The 23,971-nt window shown below is 63.5% G+C and carries 18 protein-coding genes and 1 riboswitch; of the genes, 9 read left to right on the top strand and 9 right to left on the bottom strand.

Annotated features, from left to right (window positions below; translation table 11 throughout):
- Positions 1-7: 7 nt before the first annotated feature.
- The gene (locus FHW75_RS02705) at positions 8-841 is read right to left on the bottom strand and encodes an EamA family transporter (protein ID WP_016712395.1); all 834 of its coding nucleotides are present in this window, start codon (positions 839-841) and stop codon (positions 8-10) included.
- A gap of 189 nt (positions 842-1,030) precedes the next feature.
- On the opposite strand from FHW75_RS02705, the gene FHW75_RS02700 reads away from it, so the two are divergent.
- Positions 1,031-2,266 carry a sodium:proton antiporter gene (locus tag FHW75_RS02700; protein WP_016712396.1) on the top strand — a complete coding sequence of 412 codons (1,236 nt, stop codon included), beginning with the start codon at positions 1,031-1,033 and terminating at the stop codon, positions 2,264-2,266.
- A gap of 33 nt (positions 2,267-2,299) precedes the next feature.
- Here FHW75_RS02700 and FHW75_RS02695 read toward each other — a convergent pair whose 3' ends face one another.
- Positions 2,300-2,701 carry an acyl-CoA thioesterase gene (locus tag FHW75_RS02695; protein ID WP_016712397.1) on the bottom strand — a complete coding sequence of 134 codons (402 nt, stop codon included), beginning with the start codon at positions 2,699-2,701 and terminating at the stop codon, positions 2,300-2,302.
- Positions 2,702-2,879: 178 nt separating this feature from the next.
- Positions 2,880-2,976, top strand: a riboswitch (S-adenosyl-L-homocysteine riboswitch).
- Positions 2,977-2,996: 20 nt separating this feature from the next.
- On the opposite strand from FHW75_RS02695, the gene ahcY reads away from it, so the two are divergent.
- The 5 genes from ahcY to FHW75_RS02670 all read left to right on the top strand — a co-directional run bounded on the left by ahcY (position 2,997) and on the right by FHW75_RS02670 (position 9,496).
- Entirely contained in the window at positions 2,997-4,406 is a 1,410-nt protein-coding gene (gene ahcY, locus FHW75_RS02690) for an adenosylhomocysteinase (protein ID WP_183673097.1), read from the top strand.
- Between the two features lie 108 nt (positions 4,407-4,514).
- Positions 4,515-5,360: a methylenetetrahydrofolate reductase [NAD(P)H] gene (metF, locus tag FHW75_RS02685; RefSeq protein WP_016712399.1), complete on the top strand. Its 846-nt coding sequence runs from the start codon at positions 4,515-4,517 to the stop codon at positions 5,358-5,360.
- 93 nt (positions 5,361-5,453) lie between these two features.
- A complete protein-coding gene (locus FHW75_RS02680) occupies positions 5,454-6,527 on the top strand; it encodes a hypothetical protein (RefSeq protein WP_027614855.1) in 1,074 nt (357 codons plus the stop codon).
- 66 nt (positions 6,528-6,593) lie between these two features.
- Positions 6,594-7,382: an ABC transporter substrate-binding protein gene (locus FHW75_RS02675; RefSeq protein WP_019096156.1), complete on the top strand. Its 789-nt coding sequence runs from the start codon at positions 6,594-6,596 to the stop codon at positions 7,380-7,382.
- Positions 7,383-7,600: 218 nt separating this feature from the next.
- A complete protein-coding gene (locus tag FHW75_RS02670; protein WP_027610035.1) occupies positions 7,601-9,496 on the top strand; it encodes a DEAD/DEAH box helicase in 1,896 nt (631 codons plus the stop codon).
- 51 nt (positions 9,497-9,547) lie between these two features.
- Here FHW75_RS02670 and FHW75_RS02665 read toward each other — a convergent pair whose 3' ends face one another.
- From FHW75_RS02665 to FHW75_RS02655, 3 genes are all read right to left on the bottom strand, one after another.
- Positions 9,548-10,126 carry a YceI family protein gene (locus FHW75_RS02665; protein WP_019096618.1) on the bottom strand — a complete coding sequence of 193 codons (579 nt, stop codon included), beginning with the start codon at positions 10,124-10,126 and terminating at the stop codon, positions 9,548-9,550.
- A gap of 32 nt (positions 10,127-10,158) precedes the next feature.
- Entirely contained in the window at positions 10,159-10,710 is a 552-nt protein-coding gene (locus FHW75_RS02660; RefSeq protein WP_183673094.1) for a cytochrome b, read from the bottom strand.
- A 211-nt stretch (positions 10,711-10,921) separates the two neighbouring features.
- Positions 10,922-12,778, bottom strand: a complete 1,857-nt coding sequence (locus tag FHW75_RS02655) for a flavin monoamine oxidase family protein (protein WP_019096620.1) — start codon at positions 12,776-12,778, stop codon at positions 10,922-10,924.
- 211 nt (positions 12,779-12,989) lie between these two features.
- On the opposite strand from FHW75_RS02655, the gene FHW75_RS02650 reads away from it, so the two are divergent.
- The 3 genes from FHW75_RS02650 to FHW75_RS02640 all read left to right on the top strand — a co-directional run bounded on the left by FHW75_RS02650 (position 12,990) and on the right by FHW75_RS02640 (position 15,797).
- Positions 12,990-13,481, top strand: coding sequence for a hypothetical protein (locus FHW75_RS02650; RefSeq protein ID WP_183673201.1), 492 nt, complete (start codon positions 12,990-12,992; stop codon positions 13,479-13,481).
- Between the two features lie 79 nt (positions 13,482-13,560).
- The gene (locus FHW75_RS02645) at positions 13,561-14,967 is read left to right on the top strand and encodes an adenosylmethionine--8-amino-7-oxononanoate transaminase (protein WP_016712407.1); all 1,407 of its coding nucleotides are present in this window, start codon (positions 13,561-13,563) and stop codon (positions 14,965-14,967) included.
- Positions 14,968-15,077: 110 nt separating this feature from the next.
- Positions 15,078-15,797, top strand: coding sequence for a 16S rRNA (uracil(1498)-N(3))-methyltransferase (locus tag FHW75_RS02640; protein WP_019096621.1), 720 nt, complete (start codon positions 15,078-15,080; stop codon positions 15,795-15,797).
- Here the strand turns inward: FHW75_RS02640 and trhA are convergent, their stop codons facing one another.
- The 4 genes from trhA to FHW75_RS02620 all read right to left on the bottom strand — a co-directional run bounded on the left by trhA (position 15,798) and on the right by FHW75_RS02620 (position 23,941).
- On the bottom strand, positions 15,798-16,415 hold the full coding sequence (gene trhA, locus FHW75_RS02635; protein WP_159266657.1) for a PAQR family membrane homeostasis protein TrhA: 618 nt from the start codon (positions 16,413-16,415) through the stop codon (positions 15,798-15,800). It abuts the gene before it with no gap.
- 61 nt (positions 16,416-16,476) lie between these two features.
- A complete protein-coding gene (locus FHW75_RS02630) occupies positions 16,477-16,950 on the bottom strand; it encodes a chemotaxis protein CheW (protein WP_019096623.1) in 474 nt (157 codons plus the stop codon).
- The gene (locus FHW75_RS02625) at positions 16,943-21,892 is read right to left on the bottom strand and encodes an Hpt domain-containing protein (protein ID WP_183673092.1); all 4,950 of its coding nucleotides are present in this window, start codon (positions 21,890-21,892) and stop codon (positions 16,943-16,945) included. Before FHW75_RS02625 ends, FHW75_RS02630 begins: the two co-directional genes overlap by 8 nt.
- Before the next feature lie 9 nt (positions 21,893-21,901).
- Positions 21,902-23,941, bottom strand: coding sequence for a methyl-accepting chemotaxis protein (locus FHW75_RS02620; RefSeq protein ID WP_230852946.1), 2,040 nt, complete (start codon positions 23,939-23,941; stop codon positions 21,902-21,904).
- Positions 23,942-23,971 lie beyond the last annotated feature (30 nt).

Here is a 23,971-nt window from a genome sequence, read left to right as displayed (position 1 = left end):
AAATGGGTTAGAGCTTCATCACCAGCATGCCTGCCAGGACCAGCCCGCAAGCTAGGAGTCTTGGCCCGCCAAAAGGTTCTTTGAGGTAGCGCATGCCCAGCAGCACCACCAGGATCACGCTCAACTCGCGCAACGCAGCTGCCTCGGCCACCGACCCCAGATGCATGGCCCAGAGCACCAGGGCGTAGCTGAACAATACGCAAAAGCCCACCGCCAGCCCCAGGCGCCATTGTGTTCGCCAGAACAGCATGAACGGCGCGCGCCGAGCCACGCTGGCCAGCAGCGGAAATTGCCAGGCGCTGAGCAGGGTCAACCACACCAGGTAGTCCCAAGGCTTGCCCCACAAGCGCACCGCCTGGCCATCGAACCAGGTGTAGCAGCCGATGCACAGGCCAATCAGGGCAACCACCGGCAGCATCGACCAAGGCAGCCGGTCGCCACCACCGCCCTGCCACAACAGGCAGGCCATGCCACACGGGATCAACAGGATGCCGATGATCTGCTGCTGGCTCAGCGACTCCCCGGCGAAGGCCAGGGTCAGCCCCAGCACCACCAATGGTGACAGGCCGCGCATCAGAGGATAGACCAGCCCCAGGTCGCCCACGCGATAGGCCTGGATCAGCAAATAGCGGTACAACTGCTCGGCGAGTGCCGAAGCGATCAACCAAGGCCAGATTTCAGCGGGCGGCACATCGACGAACGCCACGGCCAGCACCGCGAAAGCGAGTGCAACCGTGTCCATGCTGGCGATTACCAGCAGGCGTTCGCCGCTGAATTTGATCAGGGTATTCCAGGTCGCATGCAGCAGGGCGGCGACCAGCACCAGGGATGTTGCCAACACGCCTTCTTATCCTTGCAGGGTTGTAAGGGCTCGAATATAGGGCATTCCGGGGGGCCGCCGCGCCCCCGACATGGGAACGATTTAAGGGAATCCGGTCAAACCCTGTGTCCCGAACCCCGCGCCAGGTCATCAAAGAACTGCCCGAGCCATTCGGGTAACGACTTGGAAGCCACTGTTACAGGATTCGGGATGCTTGAATTAGTTGCCGCGTTTATCTGCCTCACCACCCTTCTTACCTACGTCAATTACCGCTTCATCGGCCTGCCCCCCGCCATCGGCGTGATGGTCACGGCATTGCTGTTCTCCCTGATGCTGCAGGGCCTGAGCCTGATCGGCTTCCCGGGCCTGGAAGAACGCGTCGAAGGCTTGATGAACCAGATCGATTTCAACGACCTGCTGATGCACTGGATGCTGGCCTTCCTGCTGTTTGCCGGCGCACTGCACGTCAACCTCAGCGACCTGCGCAGCTACCGTTGGCCCATTGGCCTGCTGGCGACATTGGGCGTGCTGATCGCCACCGTGGTTATCGGCTACTTGTCGCACTGGGTATTCGCCCTGTTCGGCTGGCAGGTGCCGTTGATTTACTGCCTGCTGTTCGGTGCGCTGATTTCCCCCACCGACCCGATTGCCGTGCTGGGCGCGCTGCGTACCGCCAACGCCTCCAAACCGCTGAAAACCACTATCGTTGGCGAGTCGCTGTTCAACGATGGCACGGCGGTAGTGGTGTTCACCGTGCTGCTGGGCATCATCCAGCTGGGTGAAACACCGAGCATGACCGACACCGCCATCCTGTTCGCCCGGGAGGCCATCGGTGGCGTGGTGTTCGGCGGCCTGATCGGCTACGCCACCTACCGCATGATCAAAAGTGTCGAGCAGTACCAGGTCGAGGTCATGCTGACCCTGGCACTGGTCATTGGTGGCTCGGCCATGTGCTACGAGCTGCATGTCTCCGCGCCGATCGCCATGGTGGTGGCCGGCCTGATCATCGGTAACCTGGGGCGTAACCTGGCGATGAATGACATGACTCGTCGCTACATGGACGGTTTCTGGGAGTTGATCGATGACATGCTCAACGCCTTGTTGTTCGCGTTGATCGGCCTGGAGCTGTTGCTGCTGCCGTTCAACTGGATGCACCTGGCGGCCGGCGGCGTGCTGGCGCTGGCGGTGCTGCTGTCGCGGTTGCTGACCGTGGCCCCGGCCATTGTGCTGCTGCGGCGCTGGCGCCCGGTGCCGAAAGGCACGGTGCGGGTGCTGACCTGGGGTGGCTTGCGGGGTGGGGTGTCGGTGGCCCTGGCGCTGTCGTTGCCGCTGGGCGAGGAGCGTGACCTGCTGCTGTCGATCACCTACATCGTGGTGCTGTCGTCGATTCTGGTGCAGGGGTTGAGCATCGGGCGGGTGGTGCGCAAGGTCAGCGCACAGCCTTGAGATTCTGGGGCCGCTTTGCGGCCCCCAGAATCGTCATTCCACCGCAGAATCCGGGAACTGGTCCTGGATGTACTTGATCTCGGTACGCCCATGCGGCGCCGGCAGGCCGTCTTCACCCAGGTTGACGAAGACCATCTTGTCGACCGTGAGGATGGCCTTGCGGCTGATCTTGTTGCGCACTTCGCACTTGAGCGTGATCGAGGTACGACCAAACTCGGTGGCGGTGATGCCCAGCTCGATGATGTCGCCTTGGCGCGAAGCGCTGACGAAGTTGATTTCCGAAATGTACTTGGTTACCACGCGCTGGTTGCCCAGCTGGACGATGGCGTAGATCGCCGCCTCTTCGTCGATCCAGCGCAACAGGCTGCCACCGAACAGGGTGCCATTGGGGTTGAGGTCTTCGGGTTTAACCCACTTGCGGGTGTGAAAGTTCATCTGTACTCCTGACCTGCTTGGCTAACGTAGAGCAATGATGGCAGAGCGGCCGCCATCACTCCATTGAACATCGACTATCGTCGCGATTAATCGACAGAAAACCTTGGGCAAGCGGGCGGGGGCGGCTATAATCTGCGCCGCTTCACATGGTTGCCCACAGCGGTGCCATGCCCGCCACCTGTCCGAGGGGCGCTGCAGCAGGCTAGGCCTGTCAGGCTCGGATGGGGCGTTGCTCGCTCTTGCGGGCGCTTAACGCACAACGGCGCCCATTCGCACACTACGAATGGAGGCTCTCATGAGCGCTGCAAACATGCCTGCTGGTTTTACCGATTACAAAGTCGCCGACATCTCCCTGGCCGCCTGGGGCCGTCGCGAAACCATCATTGCCGAATCGGAAATGCCTGCGCTGATGGGCCTGCGTCGCAAGTACCTGGCCGAGCAGCCGCTCAAGGGTGCGAAAATCCTGGGCTGCATCCACATGACCATCCAGACCGCCGTGCTGATCGAAACCCTGGTAGCCCTGGGTGCCGAAGTGCGCTGGTCGTCCTGCAACATCTTCTCCACTCAAGACCAGGCCGCCGCGTCCATCGCCGCCGCTGGCATTCCGGTATTCGCCTGGAAAGGTGAAACCGAAGAAGAGTACGAGTGGTGCCTGGAGCAGACCATCCTGAAAGATGGCCAGCCATGGGACGCCAACATGGTCCTCGACGACGGTGGCGACCTGACCGAGCTGCTGCACAAGAAGTACCCACAGGTACTGGACCGCGTACACGGCGTGACCGAAGAGACCACCACCGGCGTACACCGCCTGCTGGACATGCTGGCCAAGGGCGAGCTGAAAGTGCCGGCCATCAACGTCAACGACTCGGTCACCAAGAGCAAGAACGACAACAAGTACGGCTGCCGTCACAGCCTGAACGACGCCATCAAGCGCGGCACCGACCACCTGCTGTCGGGCAAGCAAGCCCTGGTGATCGGCTACGGTGACGTGGGCAAGGGCTCGGCCCAGTCCCTGCGCCAGGAAGGCATGATCGTGAAGGTCACCGAAGTTGACCCGATCTGCGCCATGCAGGCCTGCATGGACGGCTTCGAGCTGGTCTCGCCGTTCATCGATGGCATCAACAACGGCACCGAAGCCAGCATCGACAAGGCCCTGCTGGGCAAGATCGACCTGATCGTCACCACCACTGGTAACGTCAACGTCTGCGACGCCAACATGCTCAAGGCCCTGAAGAAGCGTGCCGTGGTCTGCAACATCGGCCACTTCGATAACGAAATCGACACCGCCTTCATGCGCAAGAACTGGGCCTGGGAAGAGGTCAAGCCGCAGGTACACAAGATCCACCGTACCGGCGCTGGCAGCTTCGACCCACAGAACGACGACTACCTGATCCTGCTGGCCGAAGGCCGCCTGGTCAACCTGGGTAACGCCACTGGCCACCCAAGCCGCATCATGGACGGTTCGTTCGCCAACCAGGTACTGGCCCAGATCTTCCTGTTCAAGCAGAAGTTCGCCGACCTGTCGGCCGAGAAGAAGGCCGAGCGCCTGACCGTAGAAGTGCTGCCGAAGAAACTCGACGAAGAAGTGGCCCTGGAAATGGTCCGCGGCTTCGGCGGTGTGGTTACCCAGCTGACTCAGCAACAAGCCGACTACATCGGTGTGACCGTCGAAGGCCCGTTCAAGCCGCACGCCTACCGCTACTAAGCGTTCGCAGGCAACGCTTCGCAACGATGCCCAAGCCAGGCCGGCCCACACCGCCCTGGCTTTTACTTGCAGCCTGCCGCGTGAAGCAGGCTGCTTGAGGAACGAGTGATGTCACAAGAACGCCGCTACAGTTTCGAGTTCTTCCCCACCAAGACCGACGCCGGTCACGAAAAGCTGATGGGCGTCGCCCGCCAGCTGGCAAGCTACAACCCGGACTTCTTCTCCTGCACCTACGGCGCCGGCGGCTCCACCCGCGACCGCACGCTGAACACCGTGCTGCAGCTGGAAAGCGAAGTGAAGGTACCTGCCGCGCCGCACCTGTCGTGCGTGGGCGACTCCAAGGACGACCTGCGCGCCCTGCTGGCCGAATACAAGGCCGCCGGCATCAAGCGCATCGTCGCCCTGCGTGGCGACCTGCCGTCGGGCATGGGCATGGCCAGTGGCGAACTGCGCTACGCCAGCGACCTGGTCGAGTTCATCCGCCAGGAAACAGCTGATCACTTCCACCTGGAAGTGGCCGCCTACCCTGAGATGCACCCGCAGGCGCGCAACTTCGAGGCCGACCTGGCCAACTTCGTGCACAAGGTCAAGGCCGGTGCCGACAGCGCCATCACCCAGTACTTCTTCAACGCCGACAGCTACTTCTACTTCGTCGAGCGCGCACAGAAGCTGGGCGTGGACATCCCGGTGGTGCCTGGCATCATGCCAATCACCAACTACAGCAAGCTGGCCCGTTTCTCCGACGCCTGTGGCGCCGAGATCCCGCGCTGGATCCGCAAGCAGCTGGAAGCCTATGCCGACGACACCGCCAGCATCCAGGCCTTCGGCGAAGAAGTGATCACCCGCATGTGCGAACAGCTGCTGCAAGGTGGCGCACCGGGCCTGCACTTCTACACCTTGAACCAGGCCGAACCGAGCCTGGCGATCTGGAACAACCTCAAGCTGCCGCGCTGAAATCTTTTGGCAAAGTCTGCTTAAGAAATGATTAAGGCTTTGGTCATAGACTAAAGCCTTATTCATTTTCGGGTTACACAGGTCTTGCCTGCCATGCAGCATTCCCAGCCATCGCGTCCACAGCTTGTCTACCTGGCTTTTGGCCCGGCAACCTATCACCAGGAAGCCTGCTTCAGCATCGTCAGCGCCCTTGCCCACCTGGGTACGGCACGTGAAGCCATGGACATCCAGGTGTACACCGACAACCCGCAGCCCTATGCCAAACTGCCTGTCAGCATCCACCTGCTGGACGAAGCCACGCGCCAGGCATGGAACGCCCCCCACGGTTATCACTTTCGCAGCAAGCACGTGCTGTTGCGCCAGGTGCTGGAGCAACACCCGCTGGCGGTGCTGATCGACACCGACACCTTTTTCCGCACGTCGCCACTGCAACTGTTCGCCCGCGTGGCCCCGGGCAAGCTGCTGTGCAATGCCATCGGCCCGCGCTACGGCGCGAACCAGAAGTGCCTGCTGTACAAGAACCTGCTGACCATTTTGCAAGGCCGGGGCCTGGCCGACTGCCAGATGCCACTGATCAACTCCGGCGTGATCGGCCTCACGGCCGAGGACGCCAGCACACTGGACAGCTCCATCGCCATGATGGACGAGTTCTACCCCCTCGCCCGCGAGGCCTATACCCTCGAAGAGTTCTGCCTGGCGGTGGCGGCCTATCGCCAACTGGAGCTGGCTGAATGCACCGATGTCATCCACCACTACTGGAGCCGCAAGGCGCAATTCCGCGCCAAGATCCAGGCCTGGCTGCGCAAGCACGGCCACGACCCGCTGGGCCAGGCGGCGCTGGCTGACGTCAAGCTGGTCAACGACCAGCTACCCCGGCCTCCCGCGCTGCACCGCCTGGGCTACAAGGCGTTGAGCATGACCCTACCCAGGCACGAGCGCCAGTTCGCCCGCGAGTTGCTCTATGGCTGCTACCCCTACCCCAATGAGTTCGACCGCGCCTGCGCGCCGGCCTGGTGGGACAAGGCCCTGGAAAACCTCAACGCCCGCTACGGCCAGCTGCAGCCCGAGCAACTGCGCCAGTGCTTGCGCCACCCGGGGCTGCGGCTGTCGCTGGGTGAGCGGCGCAAGGAAATCGAGACACATTTGCTGAGGTCCTCCCACATTTGAGTGGGCCGGCAGAGGAGAACATCACACCCTCTGGCCTAGAACAGGCCGAGCGCGTAATCTCCGGCCATGCCACTCGTCGCCCGCCTGTTCTGCACCCTGCTGCTCGCCTGCCTGAGCCCGTCGGCCTTGGGCGAGCGTCTGCGTCTGGTGTCCGATGACTGGGCACCCTACATCTACCAGCAGAATGGCCAACCCCACGGCATCGACTACGAAGTCACCACCGAAGTGTTCAAACGCCTCGGCGTCGAGGTGGAATGGCAGTTCCTTCCATGGAAGCGCTGCCTGGCAATGATCGAGCAAGGCCTGGCCGACGGGATTCTGGACATCTTCCAGACCGAAGCCCGGCGCCCCTACCTGGTCTATGCCCCCGAGCTCTTGTCGCAAGTCGAATTCGTGTTGTTCCAGGCGCGCGCACGCCGCCACCCTGTGACCGCCACAGACGACCTCGCAGGCCTCACCATCGGCACCTCGCCCGGCTATGCCTACGGCGCCGCGTTCAACGAGGCCACGCATTTCCGTCGGGAAGCCGCACCCACCCAGGAAGCCAACTTCGGCAAGCTGCTGCTGGGCCGTATCGACCTGGCAATCACCGATCGCAAGGTTGGTCATTACCTGCTCCGGCAACTGGGCCTGGAACAGCAAGTAGAGGCGCTGCCGCTGGTGATCAGCCGCCAGGCCCAGTATCTGGGGCTGGTACGTAAACCCGGGCGTGAGGCATTGGCCCTGGCCTTTGCCGAAGCACTGCAGCGTTTCAAACAGGAACCGGCCTTTGCCGCCATCAACCAGCGCTACACAGGCGACATCGGAAACATTCTCAACGCCGTTGAGCAGCAGGAAAGCAGCACAGCGCGATAGCTCTGTTATACTCGGGCCTTCCCGCCCGGCTCACGCCCGGACGCTCGGCCTCGCAACAGGCATCCCGATCGGCACCGACGCCCCTTCGCGTCCACCCTCCGTTTCCCGGATGTGCAGTGAAAGCCCAGCTGGACCGGACGCGATCGCATCCCACCGATGCCCTTCGCGCCAGGCAGAACATCCCAACGGGCCCAGCCCACACGAGAACAGGATCGCCCATGTCCTTTGCTTCCCTCGGTCTCTCCGAGGCTCTTGTCCGCGCTATCGAGGCTGCGGGCTATACCCAGCCGACCCCCGTGCAACAGCGGGCCATTCCCGCCGTGTTGCAAGGCCGTGACCTGATGGTTGCCGCACAGACAGGTACTGGTAAAACCGGCGGTTTCGCCCTGCCGATTCTCGAGCGCCTGTTCCCGGCCGGCCACCCCGACAAGTCGCAACGTCACGGCCCGCGTCAGCCGCGCGTTCTGGTCCTGACCCCGACCCGCGAACTGGCAGCCCAGGTGCACGACAGCTTCAAGGTGTATGCCCGCGACCTGCCCCTGGTCAGCGCCTGCATCTTCGGCGGCGTTGGCATGAACCCGCAGATCCAGGCCATCGCCAAAGGCGTTGACGTGCTGGTTGCCTGCCCGGGCCGCTTGCTCGACCTGGCCGGCCAAGGCAAGGTCGACCTGGCCCACGTGGAAATCCTGGTACTCGACGAAGCCGACCGCATGCTCGACATGGGCTTCATCCACGACGTCAAGAAAGTACTGGCCCGCCTGCCGGCCAAGCGCCAGAACCTGCTGTTCTCGGCCACCTTCTCCAAGGACATCACCGACCTCGCCGACAAGCTCCTGCATAACCCGGAGCGTATCGAGGTCACCCCGCCGAACACCACGGTCGAACGTATCGAGCAACGCGTCTACCGCCTGCCTGCCAGCCACAAGCGCGCGCTGCTGGCACACCTGATTACCCTGGGTGCCTGGGAACAGGTGCTGGTGTTCACCCGTACCAAGCACGGCGCCAACCGCCTGGCCGAGTACCTGGAAAAACACGGCCTGAGCGCCGCTGCGATCCACGGCAACAAGAGCCAGAACGCCCGCACCAAGGCGCTGGCCGACTTCAAGGCCAACAGCGTGCGCGTGCTGGTTGCCACCGACATCGCCGCCCGCGGCCTGGACATCGACCAACTGCCTCATGTGGTCAACTTCGAGCTGCCCAATGTCGAGGAAGATTATGTTCACCGCATTGGCCGTACCGGCCGTGCCGGTCGTTCGGGCGAGGCGATTTCCATGGTCGCGCCGGATGAAGAGAAGCTGCTCAAGAGCATCGAGCGGGTTACCAGGCAGAAGATCCCTGACGGCGACCTGATGGGCTTCGACGCCAGCCAGGTAGAAGCCGAAAAACCCGAAGTGCGCGAGCGCCCGCAGAACAATGGCCGTGGCGGCCGTAATCAGCCACGCGGCGAAGGCAGCAAGGACGCCAACGGCGGCCGCAAGGACAAAGGCAAGGATAAAGGCAAGACCAAGCAGCAGGCTGCGGACAAGCCAGCCGACAAGGAAAAGAGCGGCGACAAGCAACAACAGCCGCGCAAGCCGCGTGACAAGAAGCCGCGCCAGCAGCAACAGCAACAGGCCAGCAACAGCAGCGTACCGAAAGCACCAGCCGACCGTGACCCGGAAGAGTTCCTGGACGACGATATCGACAACTTCGGTAACCGCGCCGACTACGTCAGCCCCTACCAGGGCAAGAACCAGGGCCGCAACCGCCGCCCAGGTGGTGGTGCCGGCCAAGGTCAGGGCCAGGGCAATGGCCAGCGCAGCAATGCCGGCGGCCAGGGTCAGGCCCGCAGTGGTGGCCAGCAGCGCAGCGGCGGCGGCGAAAAACGCCCGCCTCGCGCCAACAACGGTAGCGGTGCCCGTCGCGATGGCGGCGGCGCAGGCCGTGGCCGCCCTGCCCGTGACGATGCCGCCCGGCAAGAGCCGGCCGTGCGCAACTCGCGCCAGCCGGAAAAACAGCCGGTGATCATCCGCAAGGAGTCCAAGCTCGACCGTTACCCAACGCCTGAGCAGCTGGATGACCTGCCAAGCCGCCCGCGCGGTGAGCGCCCAGCCTTGTTGACCCGAAAAGGCTAAGAAACGAAAACGCCGCCCAATGGGCGGCGTTTTTTATTGCCGAAGCATCACTTACTTCTGCTTCACACCTTCAACACTGATATCCAGGTCCAGGGTCTGCGAAGTAGCACCCGGGCCTTTGATGCCGAAGTCGTTCAGGTTAAGGGTGGTGGTGGCGTTGAAACCAGCGCGCTCACCGCCCCATGGGTCCTTGCCTTCACCGTTGAAGGTAGCCTTGAAGGTGACCGGCTTGGTCACGCCGTGCAGGGTCAGGTCGCCGGTCACGTCAGCAGTCTTTTCACCTGTGGTCTTGACGGCGGTAGAGACGAACTTGGCTTCCGGGTACTTCTTCACGTCGAGGAAATCGGCACTGGCGATGTGCTTGTCACGCTCGGCGTGGTTCGACCACAGGCTGGCGGTTTTCAGGTCGACGTTGATCTTGCTGGCTTCAGGCTTGGCGCTGTCCCACGTGAAGTTACCGTCGAAGTCCTTGAAGGTACCGTGGATGAAGCTGTAGCCCAGGTGGCTGATTTTCCAGTCAACGAACGCGTGCTGGCCTTCCTTGTCGATCTTGTACTCGGCAGCCATGGCCTGGCCAGCGGAGAGCAGTGCGGTACCGAGCGCCAGAGCGGCAAAAGTCTTTTTCAACATCCTGTTCCTTCCTATGCAATTGAGGTTGAGGGTCAAGCTTTGCGGCCCAGCATGCGGGTCAGGGTCGCGTCACGGTCGATGAAATGGTGCTTGAGCGCTGCCAAGGCATGCAGCACGGCAAAAATGACCAGGCCCCAGGCCAGCCACAGGTGAATCACACCCGCCACGTCTGCCTGATCGGGCAAGTCGCTGATCAATGCCGGCACTTCGAACAGGCCAAACACCGGAATGCCGACGCCATCGGCGGTGGAAATCAGGTAACCGGCCGCCATCACCGCAAACAGCCCAAGGTACAGGGCCAGGTGCCCCAGCTTGGCCGCCAGGCGGGTGAAGGCGCCATGGTTGGCCGGTGCCAGAGGTGGCGGGCTGACGAAACGCCAGACTACGCGCAGCAACATCACCGCCAACAGCACCAGGCCGATGCTCTTGTGCAGGTCCGGGCCGGCTTTGCGCCAAGGGCTGTAATAGTCGAGGCCGACCATCCACAAGCCCAGGCCAAACAGGCCGAAGACTGCCAGCGCCACACCCCAGTGCAGGATGATGCTGACCACGCCGTAGCGAGAAGATGAATTGCGCAGTTGCATGTTGGCGTGTTTCCCCGTGAAAGCTGTGCACAGACTAACGCGAAATGTATCGAAGAAAAGCGGAAAAAATTGCTTCGGATTATCGAGAAATCCGATAGTTATTCTGTAACCTTCCCATTAAGGAAACATTAACGATAGCCGGGGTGTGCAAGGTTGCCAGTGCCGGCCTCTTCGCGGGTTTACCCGCGAAAGGGGCGGCGCTGGCAATAAATCAACCCGCCTTGGCCTGGGTATTGGCCACAGGTTTCCTGGTCGGTTCGGACTTGGCTGTCGCCTTCTTGGTCTCGGCAGGCTTGTGCGCGGGTTTGTGCGCCGGCGCATGCTTGGCCGGGGCCGCCTTGGTCGCTGCTGGCTTGGCAGCCGCCTCCTTGACCACAGGTGCAGGCGCAACCGGGGCCGGCGCGGCTTGTGGAGCTGGCGCGGATGCCGGCACCACTTCCTCAGCCTTGGCGATCGGCTCGGCCTTCGCTTGCGGCTTGTCCGCCCCGCCAAACAGGCGCTTGAAGAAGCCCGGCTTGTCCTGCTTGGCCTCTTCGACCTTTTTCGGCTCCTCTTTCACTGGCGCCTTGTCAGCCTTGTCGGACGAACCACCGAACAGATTGGAGAAGAAACCGCCCTTGCTTTGCTTGGCGGCCACCGCACCGGCTGCCGCTGCCGCCGCAACCGGCGCCGCTTTGGCCGGGTCGAACGACTTGCCGGCCAACAGGTCCTGCACCTGGCTGGCCGCACGCTGGCCGCTGCGCAGGGCGCCTTCCAGGGTGCCAGGGTACAGGGCATCGGTATGCTCACCGGCAAAGGTGATGCGTTGCACCGGGCGCTCCCACAAGCGCCAGTACTTGCTGATCTGCCCCGGGCCATAAGCCAGGTAGGCGCCGCCGGTGCCGGCGTCGGTGCTGTAGCGCTTGAGCTCGTAACCGGTAAACGCACCACGGGCCTGTGGGTAGAACGCATGCAGGCGGATCAGCACCTGGTCGACCATCTGCTTGTCGCCAAATGCCTGCAGCAGGCGGGCGTTGTCGCCGGACAGGTTGATCACCACGTTGGCGCCGCCCTTGAGCGCAGGCTCGATCCACAGCATGCCGAGGCCGGCGTTACTGAAGATTTCGCCCGACATGCGTGCGCGGCTTTCCCACACGGGCTTCTTGAACTTGAGCATCAGCTGGTCGCGCCAGCCATAGTTGGTGCCCTTCAACGCTGCCAGGTGCTGGTTGTCCAGGCCCGGGGTCATCTGGATCTTGGCCAGGGCGCGCAACGGCACGGCCATGACCAGGTAATCGGCCTGGTAGCCGACGCTGCCGACTTTTACCGTTACCCCGTCCTTGTCCTGGACGATGGCGGTGACCGGCGAGCTGGTCTTGATGGTTTTCAGCTGTTTGACGAAAGCCTGGGCCAGCACCGGGCTGCCACCCGGCAGGCGTGCGGCACGCAGGTCGCGGTCGCTGACGCCACGGTACACGCGGTTCTGCTGGGCGAAGTACAGCAGCGACAGGCGTGACGGCTCATCGTAGCGGGTACGGATCTGCTGGTTGACCAACTGACGGGCCGTGGCCGGCAGCTGCAACTTGTCGAGCCAGGTGGAGACGTTGATCTGGTCGAGGGCAAACAATGTGCTGGTTGCCTGCGGGTTCAGCGGGTCGTCGATGGAGCGGGCCAGGTCGTCGAGGGTTTTCTCGTAGCGCTTGAGTGCTTCGGCGGTAGCAGGCTGCTTGGTGGCCAGGTCGGTGGCGCTGAAATACTCGCCGTCGATCAGGTAACCGGGGGTACGCACGAACTCCGGCGCCGGCAGTGTTTCAAGTTTGAAACGGTCCAGGTACTGGTTAAGCACCGGCTGCGCCTTGGCGTTGCCGATCCATTCACTGGTGGCCAGGCCCGAACGCCCCCCCATGCCCGATTTGGCTTCCAGCAGGGTCACCTGCCAGCCTTTGGTCTGCAGCTCGTAGGCTGCCGTCAGGCCTGCCAGGCCGCCGCCCACCACGATTGCCGTGGGCGTCTTGTCCTTTGCCAGCGCGGCGCCGCTGGACACACCAATCAATACCAACGCGCACAGGCGCACCCAAGCAGCAGCCATGTCGGCGAACTCCGAGTCAGAGGTTACAGATACGGGAAGAGGCAGGAATGCCCCGAGAGAGATGCGTTAAGAATACGTCACCTCCGCCAACCCTGCCAGCGCAGTGACATCAAGTGCTTTTGGCAACTGACATTTTTGCCAGTAGCCATGTCACACGGCCGCAGGCGAAGCTGGCGAGGATGGCCATAAGCCCCGCCAGGAGGGCATGCGCATGATCTTCGAGGAGCAGTTCAATCACGTCGAAAGGCAGTTTCTCTGGTACAGGCACGTACTCCGTACCGAATCAGGGCTCAGGATCCGCTCCAAGAGTACTTCATGGGCAGGTATTCACGAAGCGTTCAAGGGCGATGAAGGCTCGGAGCTGGTTATCGGAGAACACTGCGAGGTCGAAATTGGCTTCGCCCATGAAGTCGAGTGCCTGCGGCTGGAGTACTATGTGGTCAGCGATTTCCTCTGTGACGACCTGCACATGCTGTTCGATGCCGAAAACCATCATTACGACCTGGTCGCCCCTGCGCCACGTAACTTCTACTGGATCACGCTGGAAGGCAGCGGTTTTCGCGACCTGCGGCCAGGCCCCATCGCCACACACCCTTACCATCAGGTAATCGACGGACCATTTCGGCGCCTGACCATCTCCACTTCACAGGCGGGTACCGTGCACATCCGCCGCCTCGAATGGAGCGGCACCCACCGGCACTGAACCACGATGGTTGTCCTGCCCTGCGGCATTGCTTAGGCTTACGCGGTCGAACCACGCCGCAAAGCCAGGAGAAGTGCCCATGGGCCTCAATGATCAGTGGATGCAACGCGACCTCAAGGTCCTGTGGCACCCCTGCACCCAGATGAAAGACCACGAGCAGCTGCCGCTGATCCCGATAAAGCGCGGCGAAGGCGTGTGGCTGGAGGACTTCGAAGGCAAGCGCTACCTGGACGCGGTGAGCAGCTGGTGGGTCAACGTGTTCGGCCATGCCAACCCGCGCATCAACCAGCGCATCAAGGACCAGGTCGACCAGCTGGAACATGTGATTCTGGCCGGGTTCAGCCACCAGCCTGTGATCGAGTTGTCCGAGCGCCTGGTGGCCATGACCCCGGCCGGGCTCGACCGGGTCTTCTATGCCGACAATGGCTCGTCGTGCATCGAAGTGGCGCTGAAGATGAGCTTCCACTACTGGCAGAACGTCGGCAAGCCAGGTAAGAAGCGCTTCGTTACCTTGACCAACAGCTACCACGGCGAAACCATCGCCGCCATGTCGGTAGGCGATGTGCCGTTGTTCACCGAAACCTACAAAGCGTTGCTGCTGGACACCCTCAAGGTGCCCAGCCCCGACTGCTACCTGCGCCCCGAGGGCATGGGCTGGGAAGAGCACTCGCGCAACATGTTCCAGGCCATGGAACAGACCCTGGCCGAGCATCACGCCTCCATCAGCGCCGTGATCGTCGAGCCACTGATCCAGGGCGCTGGCGGCATGCGCATGTACCACCCGGTGTACCTCAAGCTGCTGCGTGAGGCCTGCGACCGCTACGACGTGCACCTGATCCACGACGAGATCGCCGTGGGCTTTGGCCGCACCGGCACGATGTTCGCCTGTGAACAGGCGGGCATCCGCCCGGACTTCCTGTGCCTGTCCAAGGCCCTGACCGGTGGTTATCTGCCGTTGGCCGCCTGCCTGACCACCGACAAGGTGTACCAGGCGTTTTACGACGACTACCCGACCCTGCGCGCATTCCTGCACTCGCACAGCTACACCGGCAACCCGCTGGCATGTGCTGCAGCGCTGGCGACCCTGGACATCTTTGAGCAGGACAACGTGATAGAGGCCAACAAGGCCTTGGCTACGCGCATGGCAACGGCGACTGCACACCTGGCCGATCATGCTCACGTTGCCGAAATTCGCCAGACCGGCATGGCCCTGGCCATCGAGATGGTCAAGGACAAGGCTGGCAAGGTCGCCTACCCGTGGCAGGAGCGGCGCGGCCTGAAGGTGTTCGAGCATGCCCTGACCCGCGGCGCCCTGCTGCGCCCGCTGGGCAGCGTGGTCTACTTCCTGCCGCCTTACGTGATCACACCCGAGCAGATCGACTTCCTGGCGGAAGTGGCCAGTGAAGGCATCGACATCGCTACCCGGGAAAGCGTCAGCGTTGCCGTGCCGGCCAACTTCCACCCCGACTTCCGTGACCCGGGCTAGGCCCGGCAGTTCGCCACATCACTTTTCCTGTGGGAGCGAGCACGCTGCCTGCTTCGCGGGCATGCCCGCTCCCACAGGGGATCTGCGTCTCTCTTCTACCGAGCAAATCCATGAGACTGTCCCGCTTCTTCATCGACGCCCCCCTGAGCCTTGGCGAGCACGACCTGCCCGAAGCCCAGGCCCACTATATCGGCCGCGTACTGCGCATGGTCCCCGGCGACGCCGTGCAGCTGTTCGACGGCAGCGGCCAGGAATACCTCGGCCAGTTGCTCGAAGTGGGCAAGAAAACCGTACGCGTCAACCTCGACCAGGCACTGCCTGGCCAGACCGATTCGCCACTGCACGTACACCTCGGCCAAGGCCTGTCCCGTGGCGAGCGCATGGACTGGGCGATCCAGAAAGCCACCGAACTGGGCGCCAACGAAATCACCCCGATCGTCAGCGAGCGCTGCGAAGTGCGGCTGAAGGACGAACGCGCCGACAAACGCCTGGCCCACTGGCGCCAAGTGGCAATCAGCGCTTGTGAACAATGCGGTCGCTCGACCTTGCCCGTCATTCACCCGCCGATCACGCTGGCCGAGTGGCTGAACAGCACCAAGGCTGATCTGAAACTGGTACTGCACCCGGTGGCCGAGCCGCTCACCAGCCACGACAAGCCTGCCAACCTGGCCTTCCTGATCGGCCCCGAAGGCGGCCTGAGCGAAGGCGAAGTCGAGCACGCCAAAGCATCCGGCTTTCATGCCGCACGCCTCGGCCCACGGGTGCTACGCACCGAGACCGCGCCAGTGGTGGCGCTGTCGGTGGCACAACAGCTTTGGGGCGATTTTTAACTAGCGTACGTAGAACGACACCGCCACGAAGTGCATGAGGCTGCCGGCAATCACGAACAGGTGCCAGATGCCGTGCCCGTGACGCAAGCGGCTGTCGAGGGCGAAGAAGATGATGCCGACGGTGTAGAACACCCCGCCGGCAGCCAGCCAGGCAAAACCGGCAGTGCCCAGCGAGTGGAGCAATGGATTGACCGCCACCAGCACGATCCAGCCCATCACCGCATAGATGATGATCGACAGAACCCGCGCCTCGGAGCGCGGTTTGATCTCTTGCAGCATGCCGATCACCGCCAGCCCCCAGACCACGCCAAACAGGCTCCAGCCCCAGGGGCCGCGCAGGCTGACCAGGCAGAAGGGGGTGTAGCTGCCGGCGATCAGCAGGTAGATCGAAAGGTGATCGAGCTTGCGCATGATCACCTTCGCCCGCCCGCGGGTGCTGTGGTACAGGGTGGAGATGCTGTACAGCAACAGCAGCGTGCAGCCGTAGATGGAGAAACTGACAATCTTCCACGGGTCGCCTTGCAGGCCCGCGACCACGATCAGCCAGATGGCACCGATACAGGCCAGGACAGCACCGACCAGGTGGGTCCAGGCGTTGAAGCGTTCACCGTAATACATGCAAACACAGACCTCCTGAGGTGGGCTGGGTTCCTCATTCCGTCAGTGACGGCCCTGAATCTTACCCAAACTCAGGTTGCAGTTCCGCGTCACGCACCAGCCTTTCCAGCCCGGCCAGGTCAGGCACCCGCGCCACCTGCTCGCCCACCTGCACCGCCGCCAGCTCCAGGCGCCCCAGCGCCACATCCACATAATTCAGCTGGCTGTCGAGCTTGCACGAACGCGGAATGTCCTGCAGCAACAGCGCCAAATAGCGCAGGCCGGTGTCGCCCAAAGCATTGAGCACCACAACCCGCGCCCGCTCGCCGCACGGCGTCTCGCCACCACACGCCGCTTCGAACCCGATCAGCGGCAGGCGCTGCTTTCGCCAGTCGATCCAGCCCAGGTGCCAGGCCGGCTCACCGCGTTGGCACACCAAATTGCGCTGGCCGCTCAACTCGGCCACCGCCACGTTGGGCAATACCAGGGTGCGGTCGCCCAAGGGCAGCAACAGCCCGGTCAGGCTGCTGCGCTGGCCGGCAATCAGTTCAAGCATGAGGCTGGCTCCAGTGTGCAATGCTCTGCAGCAACAACGACTCCTGATACGGCTTGCCCAGGTATTCGTTGACGCCGATGGCCATAGCGCGGTCGCGGTGCTTCTGCCCGGTACGCGAGGTAATCATGATGATCGGCAGGTCTTTCAGCCGCGCGTCACGGCGAATGCGAGTGGCCACCTCGAACCCGTCCATGCGCGGCATCTCGATATCCAGCAGCAACACGTCCGGACGGTGCTCTTCCAACAAGGCCATGGCATCGACCCCGTCCTTGGCCGTCAGCACGCTCATGCCGTGGCGTTCCAGCAAGCGACTGGTAACCTTGCGCACAGTCACCGAGTCGTCCACCACCATCACCAACAATGCGCGGCGCGGCACCGGGCCGAGCAACTGGCGTGGGGTGCCGCCACCGGGCAAACGAGCCAGGCGCCGCTGCTGGCCGCGCAGCTGGCCAAGCAGGTCGAGAATCAGCACGACCCGGCCATCGCCCAGCAGCGTCGCCCCCGACAGCCCGGCAACGGCAGCAAACTGCGGCCCCAGGCTCTTCACCACGATTTCGCGGCTGGGCGACAGGCTATCGGCTTGAATGGCGAAAGATTGCTCCTTGGCATGCACCAGCAGCACGGGCAACGGCACACTCTGCCCCAGCAAGGCCGGGCGCGGCAGGCCTTGCAGCAACTCGCCCAGGTAACGCAGCTCGTATTCATGGCCGGCATAAACATAGCGGGGCGGGTCCAGCTGATAGCACACCGCCAGCTCTGCCGGCGGCACACGGACGATGCCCTCGATGGTATTGAGCGGGATGGCGTACTGCTCCTCACCCAGATGCACCATCAGTGCCCGGTTGATCGACACGGTGAACGGCAAGCGGATGAGGAAACGCGCGCCCTTGCCCTGAGCCGACTCGATGCTCATCGAGCCCCCTAGTTGCTTGACCTCCTCGTGCACCACGTCCATGCCCAGGCCGCGCCCGGAGATCTGGGTGATTTTCTCGGCGGTGGAAAAACCCGGGCGCAGGATGAACTGCAGGATCTCGTGATCGCTCAACTGCGCCTGCGGGTCCAGCAAGCCGCGCTTGATGGCCTTGCGCCGCACCGCTTCAAGCGGAACGCCAGCACCGTCGTCGGTCATTTCGATCACGATATCGGCGCCTTCGTGCAGCAAATTCAGGTGGATGGTGCCCTGCTCCGGTTTGCCGGCGGCCAGGCGTGCTTCGCGGCTTTCCAGGCCATGGTCGACGGCGTTGCGCAGCATGTGCTCAAGCGGTGCCACCATGCGCTCAAGCACACTGCGGTCCAGTTCACCTTCGGCGTTGCCGACCACCAGTTCTACCTGCTTGCCCAGCTCGCTGGCCACCTGCCGCACCACGCGCTGCAAGCGCGGCACAAGGCGCTCGAACGGCACCATCAAGGTTGCGGTCAAGCCTTCCTGCAACTGGCTGTTCACCCGCGCCTGCTGCTGCAGCAGGCTGTAGGCCTCCTGGGCACGCTGAGCCAGGGTTTCCTTCAGGTCGAGCAAGTCCGAGGCGGACTCGAACAAGGCCCGCGACAACTGCTGCAACTGTGAATGACGGTCCATTTCCAGTGGGTCGAAATCATCATAGGCATCGCCTTCGAACTGCTGGCGGCTGGAGATTCGCCCTTGGGTCTCGATGTCCAGGCGCAGCAGCTGGTCGCGCATGCGCTCCAGGGTGGTTTCCATCTCGTTGAGGGTGAACTGTGCATCGTTGACTTGCTGCTCGATGCGCCCACGGATGATCGAGTGCTCACCCGCCAGGTTACCCAGGTCGTCGAGCAACTCGGCATCGACCTTGACCATGTCGCCTGGCGCCCGCTCTGGCGCTGCTGTCGGCACCTCGCTGGCGGCGGCTTCGACCGGCCCCTGGCCGGCAGCACTGTCGGTCAGGGCCGCGCTGCTGAAGTTGCGGATATAGTCGATCAGCGCCGTGGCGGCATGCAGTGGCTGCCCCAGACGCACGGCATCGAGCATGTGCGCCAGGCGGTCGTGGCAGTTCTGCAACAGCGCGAACAAAGGCGCGCTCGGCGGCAAGCGGCCGGCAGCCAGCAGTTCGTACAGAAACTCCAGTTCGTGAGCCAGGTCACCAATGGGGGCAATTTCGACCATGCGCGCCACACCCTTGAGGGTGTGCAGGTCGCGCATCAGGTTGTCTACCTCGACGCTGCTGCGCGGGTCGGCCTGCCAGCGCGCCAAGGCTGCGGCGGCGCTTTCGACGATGTCCGAGCTTTCTTCGAGGAACACCTCCAGCAGCTCTTCGCCTGGGCTTTCCGGTTCCTCAAGCAGAGGCTCGGTCACGTCAGGCAGCTGCGGCTGATGGGGCAGCCCCAGGCCCAGGGTATCGGCCACGTCCATGTCCGGGTGCAACGGCGTGACCGTGTCGATGCCCACCAGACCAGTGGCCTCTGGCGCCAAGGCTTGGTCCAGCAGGTTGCGCAGACCGTCGAGCGTTTCTGACCGCGGCGCGATGTCCTGCCCGGCCGCCACTTCATCGAGCATGTCCAGCAGGGCTTCATGGGCGCGCCGGGCGTGGGCGAAGAAACGCGCATTGGCAGGCAGGCTGCCCTCTTCCACGGCGCCATACAGGTCCAGCAAGGCCTCGCACACATCATCCATCTGCCACAAGTCGGCCAGGTGCGCGGCGTGCCCCAGGGTGGTCAGCTGGTCGAGCAGGGTGTCCAGCGCATCACGCTGCCCAGGCTGTTGCTGCCAGCGCGATAGCAACGACTCGGCATCGAGCAGGATATCCATGGCTTGGGCCAGGAAACTGGCGACCAACTGCGGGTCGCGCTTGCCGCGCCGGACATGCTGCGGGTCGTCATGCAAGCTGGCCAGACGTGCGTCTACGGCCTGGCCAACCTGTTCGATCAGCTCCGCAGCACCAGCGATGGCGGCCAACGGTGTGCTGTCGAGTTGCGCCAGACCCAGGTGGAACAGCGAGCGTGCGGCTTCCAGCCATTCGATCTCGGCCATTTGCAGGGGGAGTTGGTGGCCCTTGTATTCCCGGGCCAGGCGGTCGAAGGCGGTGGCCAGCTCGGCGACCGGCATCACCCCGGCCATGGCAGCACTGCCCTTGAGCGTATGCAGGGCGCGCTGAAGGCCATCGCTGACCGGCGTATCGTGGCCGTCTGCGCCTTGCAGAAAAGCATCGAGGCTGGCCAGGTGGCCTTGCGCCTCCGTGCGGAAAATATCCAGCAGCTGCGGGTCGAGGCCATCGATATCGGCAGCACCCGGTTCGTCGTTTTCTGCCAGGGCATGCAGGTGCCCAGCCAACTGTTCGATTTCGGTCAGTTGCGGCAATTGCCCAGCCGCAAAGTCGGCCAGCAAATCAGGTAGGTGGACGAACACTTGCTGCAGGGCCACCACGCCTTCCGGGCTCAGCACGCTACGGCCCTCCAGCACCCGGTTCAGCAGGTGCTCGGCGCCCCAGGCCAGCTCGGCCACCGCTTCGGCATGCACCATGCGGCCGCTGCCCTTGAGCGTATGCAGCGCACGGCGTACTTCCCCCAGCGCCTCGCGCTGCTGGTTGTCGGCACGCCAGCGCAGCCAGTGCCGCTCGATCTCCGGCAGCAACTCGCCGGCTTCATCGAGAAACACCTCGCGCAGCTCGTCATCGATACCGTCGCCATTGGCATCCAGGCCTGCACGGGTGTCGGCCTGCGCACAATACACGCCCAGCGCTGCCAGGCTGGCACGGGCCATGTCGATGAACGGCTGGGCATCCGCCAGCGGGTCGGCCACCCGCCATTGCAGGTAGCATTCGGCGGCACTCATGGCCTCACCCAAGTGGGCCAGCTCATCGGCGGGCGGCTCTACATCCAGGTGCTGCAACCAGCGCTGCACATAGCTGGCGCAGCCGGCGAACAGCTCGGCTACTGCGGGCAGCATCAACATGGCCAGCGCGCCGCGAATCTGCTGCAACAGCCCCGGCAACGGTTGCAGGCGTTGGCGCGGCCAGTCGGACTCCAGGTAGTCGCCGATCAGGTCCTTGGCCTGCTGCAGTACGTTCAGCGATTCGTTCAGCACCAGTTGGCGTATCTCGGCCAGGTCCGAGCCTGGCAGCCCGCCCTGCCCGTTTTCTTCCAGCGGGCCGACCATGCCGTTCAGCGAAGCCTCCACGTACAGCAAGGCGCCCGCCACATCCATCAGTACCGCGTCATCCACCACGCGCTCGCCCTGGGCCAAGGCCTGCAGCGCCAGCACCTGGTCGATGATGACCCGCCGTGGTTGCTGGAAGCCCAGCACAGCCAGGGTGTCGGCTACATGCCGCAGCGGCGCCAGCAGGGCATCGAGCTGCTCGCTGTGCTGGCGGTCGCTGCGCACGAACTGGTCCAGGCGCTCCTTGATGCGCATCAGGTCGTCGCACAGAGCAGTCACCACCGAGCGCAGGGCATCGCGGCCCGGCCCGGCTTGCAATTGTTCACGCCAATTGCCCAACGACAGGTCAAGGTTGGCCAAGTCGTCGGCGCCGGCAAAACGCTGTGCTGCACCGCTGATCAGGCAGGCCTGGGCCAAGGGCTCGATACCTCGGCAGGCACGTAACTGATTGAGCAGCGGCAGCATCACCAAGGGCAGGTCGTGGCGGGCACCGCGCAAGCGCTCAAGGTACGAAGGCAATTGCTCCAGGCCACGAAACAACGCCCCCAGGCAATCGCCCCGTGGGCTGACCTGGCCGTCGGCCAGCGCCTTGGCGAACAGTTCCAGCTCTTCGGCCAGGCGCGTCGCTCCGCGCAGTTCAAGCATGCGCAGGCAACCATGTACCTGATGCAGGTTGTCGACCACGAAGGCCAGCATCGACAGGTCGCCCGGTTCGCCGGCAAAACGCTCCAGCGCCTGGCGCGCCTGGCCCAAGCAGTCGAGGATGGCAGCCTTGGTCCAGGCCAGCGCTACGGTGTCGTGGCGTTCGGGACTTACAGCAGCAGAAGCCATGGGCACTCCTCAGCGCGGCGCATCGGTGGGGCTTTGCGCAGGTGGCGGCAGGGTGAAACCGGACACCGAACGGCGCATCTCACTGGCCATGCGGGCCAAGTGGCGGATACTGTCGGCGGTGGCACCGGAGCCGGCGGAGGTTTGTGCGGTAATCTGCTGGATCACCGCCATGGTGTGGGAAATCTGCCCGGCCGACGAGGTCTGCAACTGGGCAGCGTCAGAGATGCTGTGGATAAGATCGGCCAGGTTCTGCGATACCCCTTCGATCTCGGCCAGCGCCACCCCGGCATCCTGCGCCAGGCGAGCGCCACGCACCACTTCGGCGGTGGTCTGCTCCATGGAGATGACTGCCTCGTTGGTGTCGGCCTGAATGGTACGTACCAGCGCCTCGATCTGCCGGGTGGCCGACGACGAGCGCTCTGCCAGGCGCTGCACTTCGTCGGCAACCACGGCAAAACCACGGCCAGCCTCGCCGGCCAGCGAGGCCTGGATGGCCGCGTTGAGGGCAAGGATGTTGGTCTGGTCGGCAATGTCGTCGATCAGGCTGACGATGTCGCCGATTTCCTGAGAAGACTCGCCCAGGCGTTTGATCCGCTTGGCGGTGTCCTGGATCTGCTCGCGAATGTTGTCCATGCCGTTGATGGTGTTATGCACCACCTCGTTACCCTTGTTGGCAATGGCCACCGAGCGCTCGGCCACCTTGGCCGATTCGTAGGCATGTGCCGAAACCCGGTCGATCGACTCGACCATGTCGCCGACCGCCTCGGAGGCCTCGCTGATCTGCTCGGCCTGGTGTTCGGAAGCCTTGGCCAGCTGGCGGGCGGTGTTCTGGGTGTCCTGTACGGCAGCGGCAACCTGCACGGCGCTGTGGTTGATGGTAGCGACCAGGTCGCGCAGCTGGTCCACGGAATAGTTGATCGAGTCGGCAATGGCGCCAGTGAAGTCTTCGGTCACCGATACGGTCACGGTCAGGTCGCCGTCGGCCAGCTCTTCGATTTCATCCAGCAGACGCATGATTGCCTGCTGGTTGCGTTCGTTCTTTTCTGCCGTTTCACGCAACTGGCGGTTGGTGGTGCGCACCATGACCAGGCCGATGAGGATGATCGAAGCCAGCGCCAGCAGGCCCAAGGCATAGCCGCCAACGGTATCGAGGGTGCGCCCACCGGCCAGGTTCTCGAAACCGTTGGCCAGGTGTGATGCCTCGTCCAGCAGGGTTTGCGACAGGCTGAAAATGTTGCCCGCGGCCTCACGCACGCGGAACAGTTCGGGCGAGGTTTCGAGAATTTCATCGACCGAGCCCGCGACGAACTGGAACAGTTCGGCGATTTCGGCCAGCCGCGCACGGGCATCGGCGTCCTCGACACGGGTTACCTGGATGGCCGCGTTACCCCTGAGCATCCCCTCCAGCACCTGGCCAAAGCGCCCGGCATCGCGGCCAAAGGCATCAGCTGCCTGAGCGGCGGTATCGTCACCCGCGAGCACGGTGTTGACCGAACCGAGGATGCGCTCGGCCAGCAAAAGCTGGCGCTGCGCCACCGCCACCTGGTTGGCCGGAGCGCCGCTTTGCAGCAGGATCTCGACCACTTTTTCGTATTCCACCTGCAACTGCGGCACGGTTTCGGCCAGCGTCGCCGCCACCTGGTGCAGCGACAGCACGGTCTGCTCACTGGCCAGGATGGTGTCGGTGTTCTTGCGCAGGTTTTCCCAGTCGCGGCGTACCGCCTCCATCTCGTCTCGCACCGTAGGCGGCGCAGCTGGCAACCCGGTGGACTTGTCACCCTGGCGCAGGTAGCCCCAGCGCCGCTCGAAGTCGTTGCGTGCATCCGACAGCAGCTTGAAGGCCAGGGCCTTGCCGGCGGCGGCTTCGGTGGCGTTCTTGGCAATGCGCTGAGACAGCACCCGCAGCTCGCCGGCATGGCCGATGTACTGCTTGTCGTAGTTGGACTGGGTGTTCAGGTAGGCAAAGTTGGCGAACAGCAGGATGATCGACAGGATCAGGATCAGAAACAGCACGGTGATCTGCGCGATGCTGCGGGTACGTGGGGTCACTGTGGTGGCTGTGACGGGGGTGGCAGGCTT

This window comes from Pseudomonas sp. OG7 (assembly GCF_014192825.1).
Classification (GTDB): Bacteria; Pseudomonadota; Gammaproteobacteria; order Pseudomonadales; family Pseudomonadaceae; genus Aquipseudomonas; species Aquipseudomonas monteilii.
Note: the sequence above shows the minus strand (reverse complement) of the source record. Positions and strands in the feature narration are given on the sequence as shown.

Coding starts and splice junctions, on each gene's coding strand:
- FHW75_RS02675 (WP_019096156.1), top strand. CDS start 6,594: ATGCCACTCGTCGCCCGCCTGTTCTGCACCCTGCTGCTCGCCTGCCTG.
- FHW75_RS02665 (WP_019096618.1), bottom strand. CDS start 10,126: ATGTTGAAAAAGACTTTTGCCGCTCTGGCGCTCGGTACCGCACTGCTC.
- trhA (WP_159266657.1), bottom strand. CDS start 16,415: ATGTATTACGGTGAACGCTTCAACGCCTGGACCCACCTGGTCGGTGCT.
- FHW75_RS02700 (WP_016712396.1), top strand. CDS start 1,031: ATGCTTGAATTAGTTGCCGCGTTTATCTGCCTCACCACCCTTCTTACC.
- FHW75_RS02625 (WP_183673092.1), bottom strand. CDS start 21,892: ATGGCTTCTGCTGCTGTAAGTCCCGAACGCCACGACACCGTAGCGCTG.
- FHW75_RS02645 (WP_016712407.1), top strand. CDS start 13,561: ATGGGCCTCAATGATCAGTGGATGCAACGCGACCTCAAGGTCCTGTGG.
- FHW75_RS02660 (WP_183673094.1), bottom strand. CDS start 10,710: ATGCAACTGCGCAATTCATCTTCTCGCTACGGCGTGGTCAGCATCATC.
- ahcY (WP_183673097.1), top strand. CDS start 2,997: ATGAGCGCTGCAAACATGCCTGCTGGTTTTACCGATTACAAAGTCGCC.
- FHW75_RS02695 (WP_016712397.1), bottom strand. CDS start 2,701: ATGAACTTTCACACCCGCAAGTGGGTTAAACCCGAAGACCTCAACCCC.
- FHW75_RS02680 (WP_027614855.1), top strand. CDS start 5,454: ATGCAGCATTCCCAGCCATCGCGTCCACAGCTTGTCTACCTGGCTTTT.
- FHW75_RS02670 (WP_027610035.1), top strand. CDS start 7,601: ATGTCCTTTGCTTCCCTCGGTCTCTCCGAGGCTCTTGTCCGCGCTATC.
- FHW75_RS02655 (WP_019096620.1), bottom strand. CDS start 12,778: ATGGCTGCTGCTTGGGTGCGCCTGTGCGCGTTGGTATTGATTGGTGTG.
- FHW75_RS02630 (WP_019096623.1), bottom strand. CDS start 16,950: ATGCTTGAACTGATTGCCGGCCAGCGCAGCAGCCTGACCGGGCTGTTG.
- FHW75_RS02640 (WP_019096621.1), top strand. CDS start 15,078: ATGAGACTGTCCCGCTTCTTCATCGACGCCCCCCTGAGCCTTGGCGAG.
- FHW75_RS02650 (WP_183673201.1), top strand. CDS start 12,990: ATGATCTTCGAGGAGCAGTTCAATCACGTCGAAAGGCAGTTTCTCTGG.
- metF (WP_016712399.1), top strand. CDS start 4,515: ATGTCACAAGAACGCCGCTACAGTTTCGAGTTCTTCCCCACCAAGACC.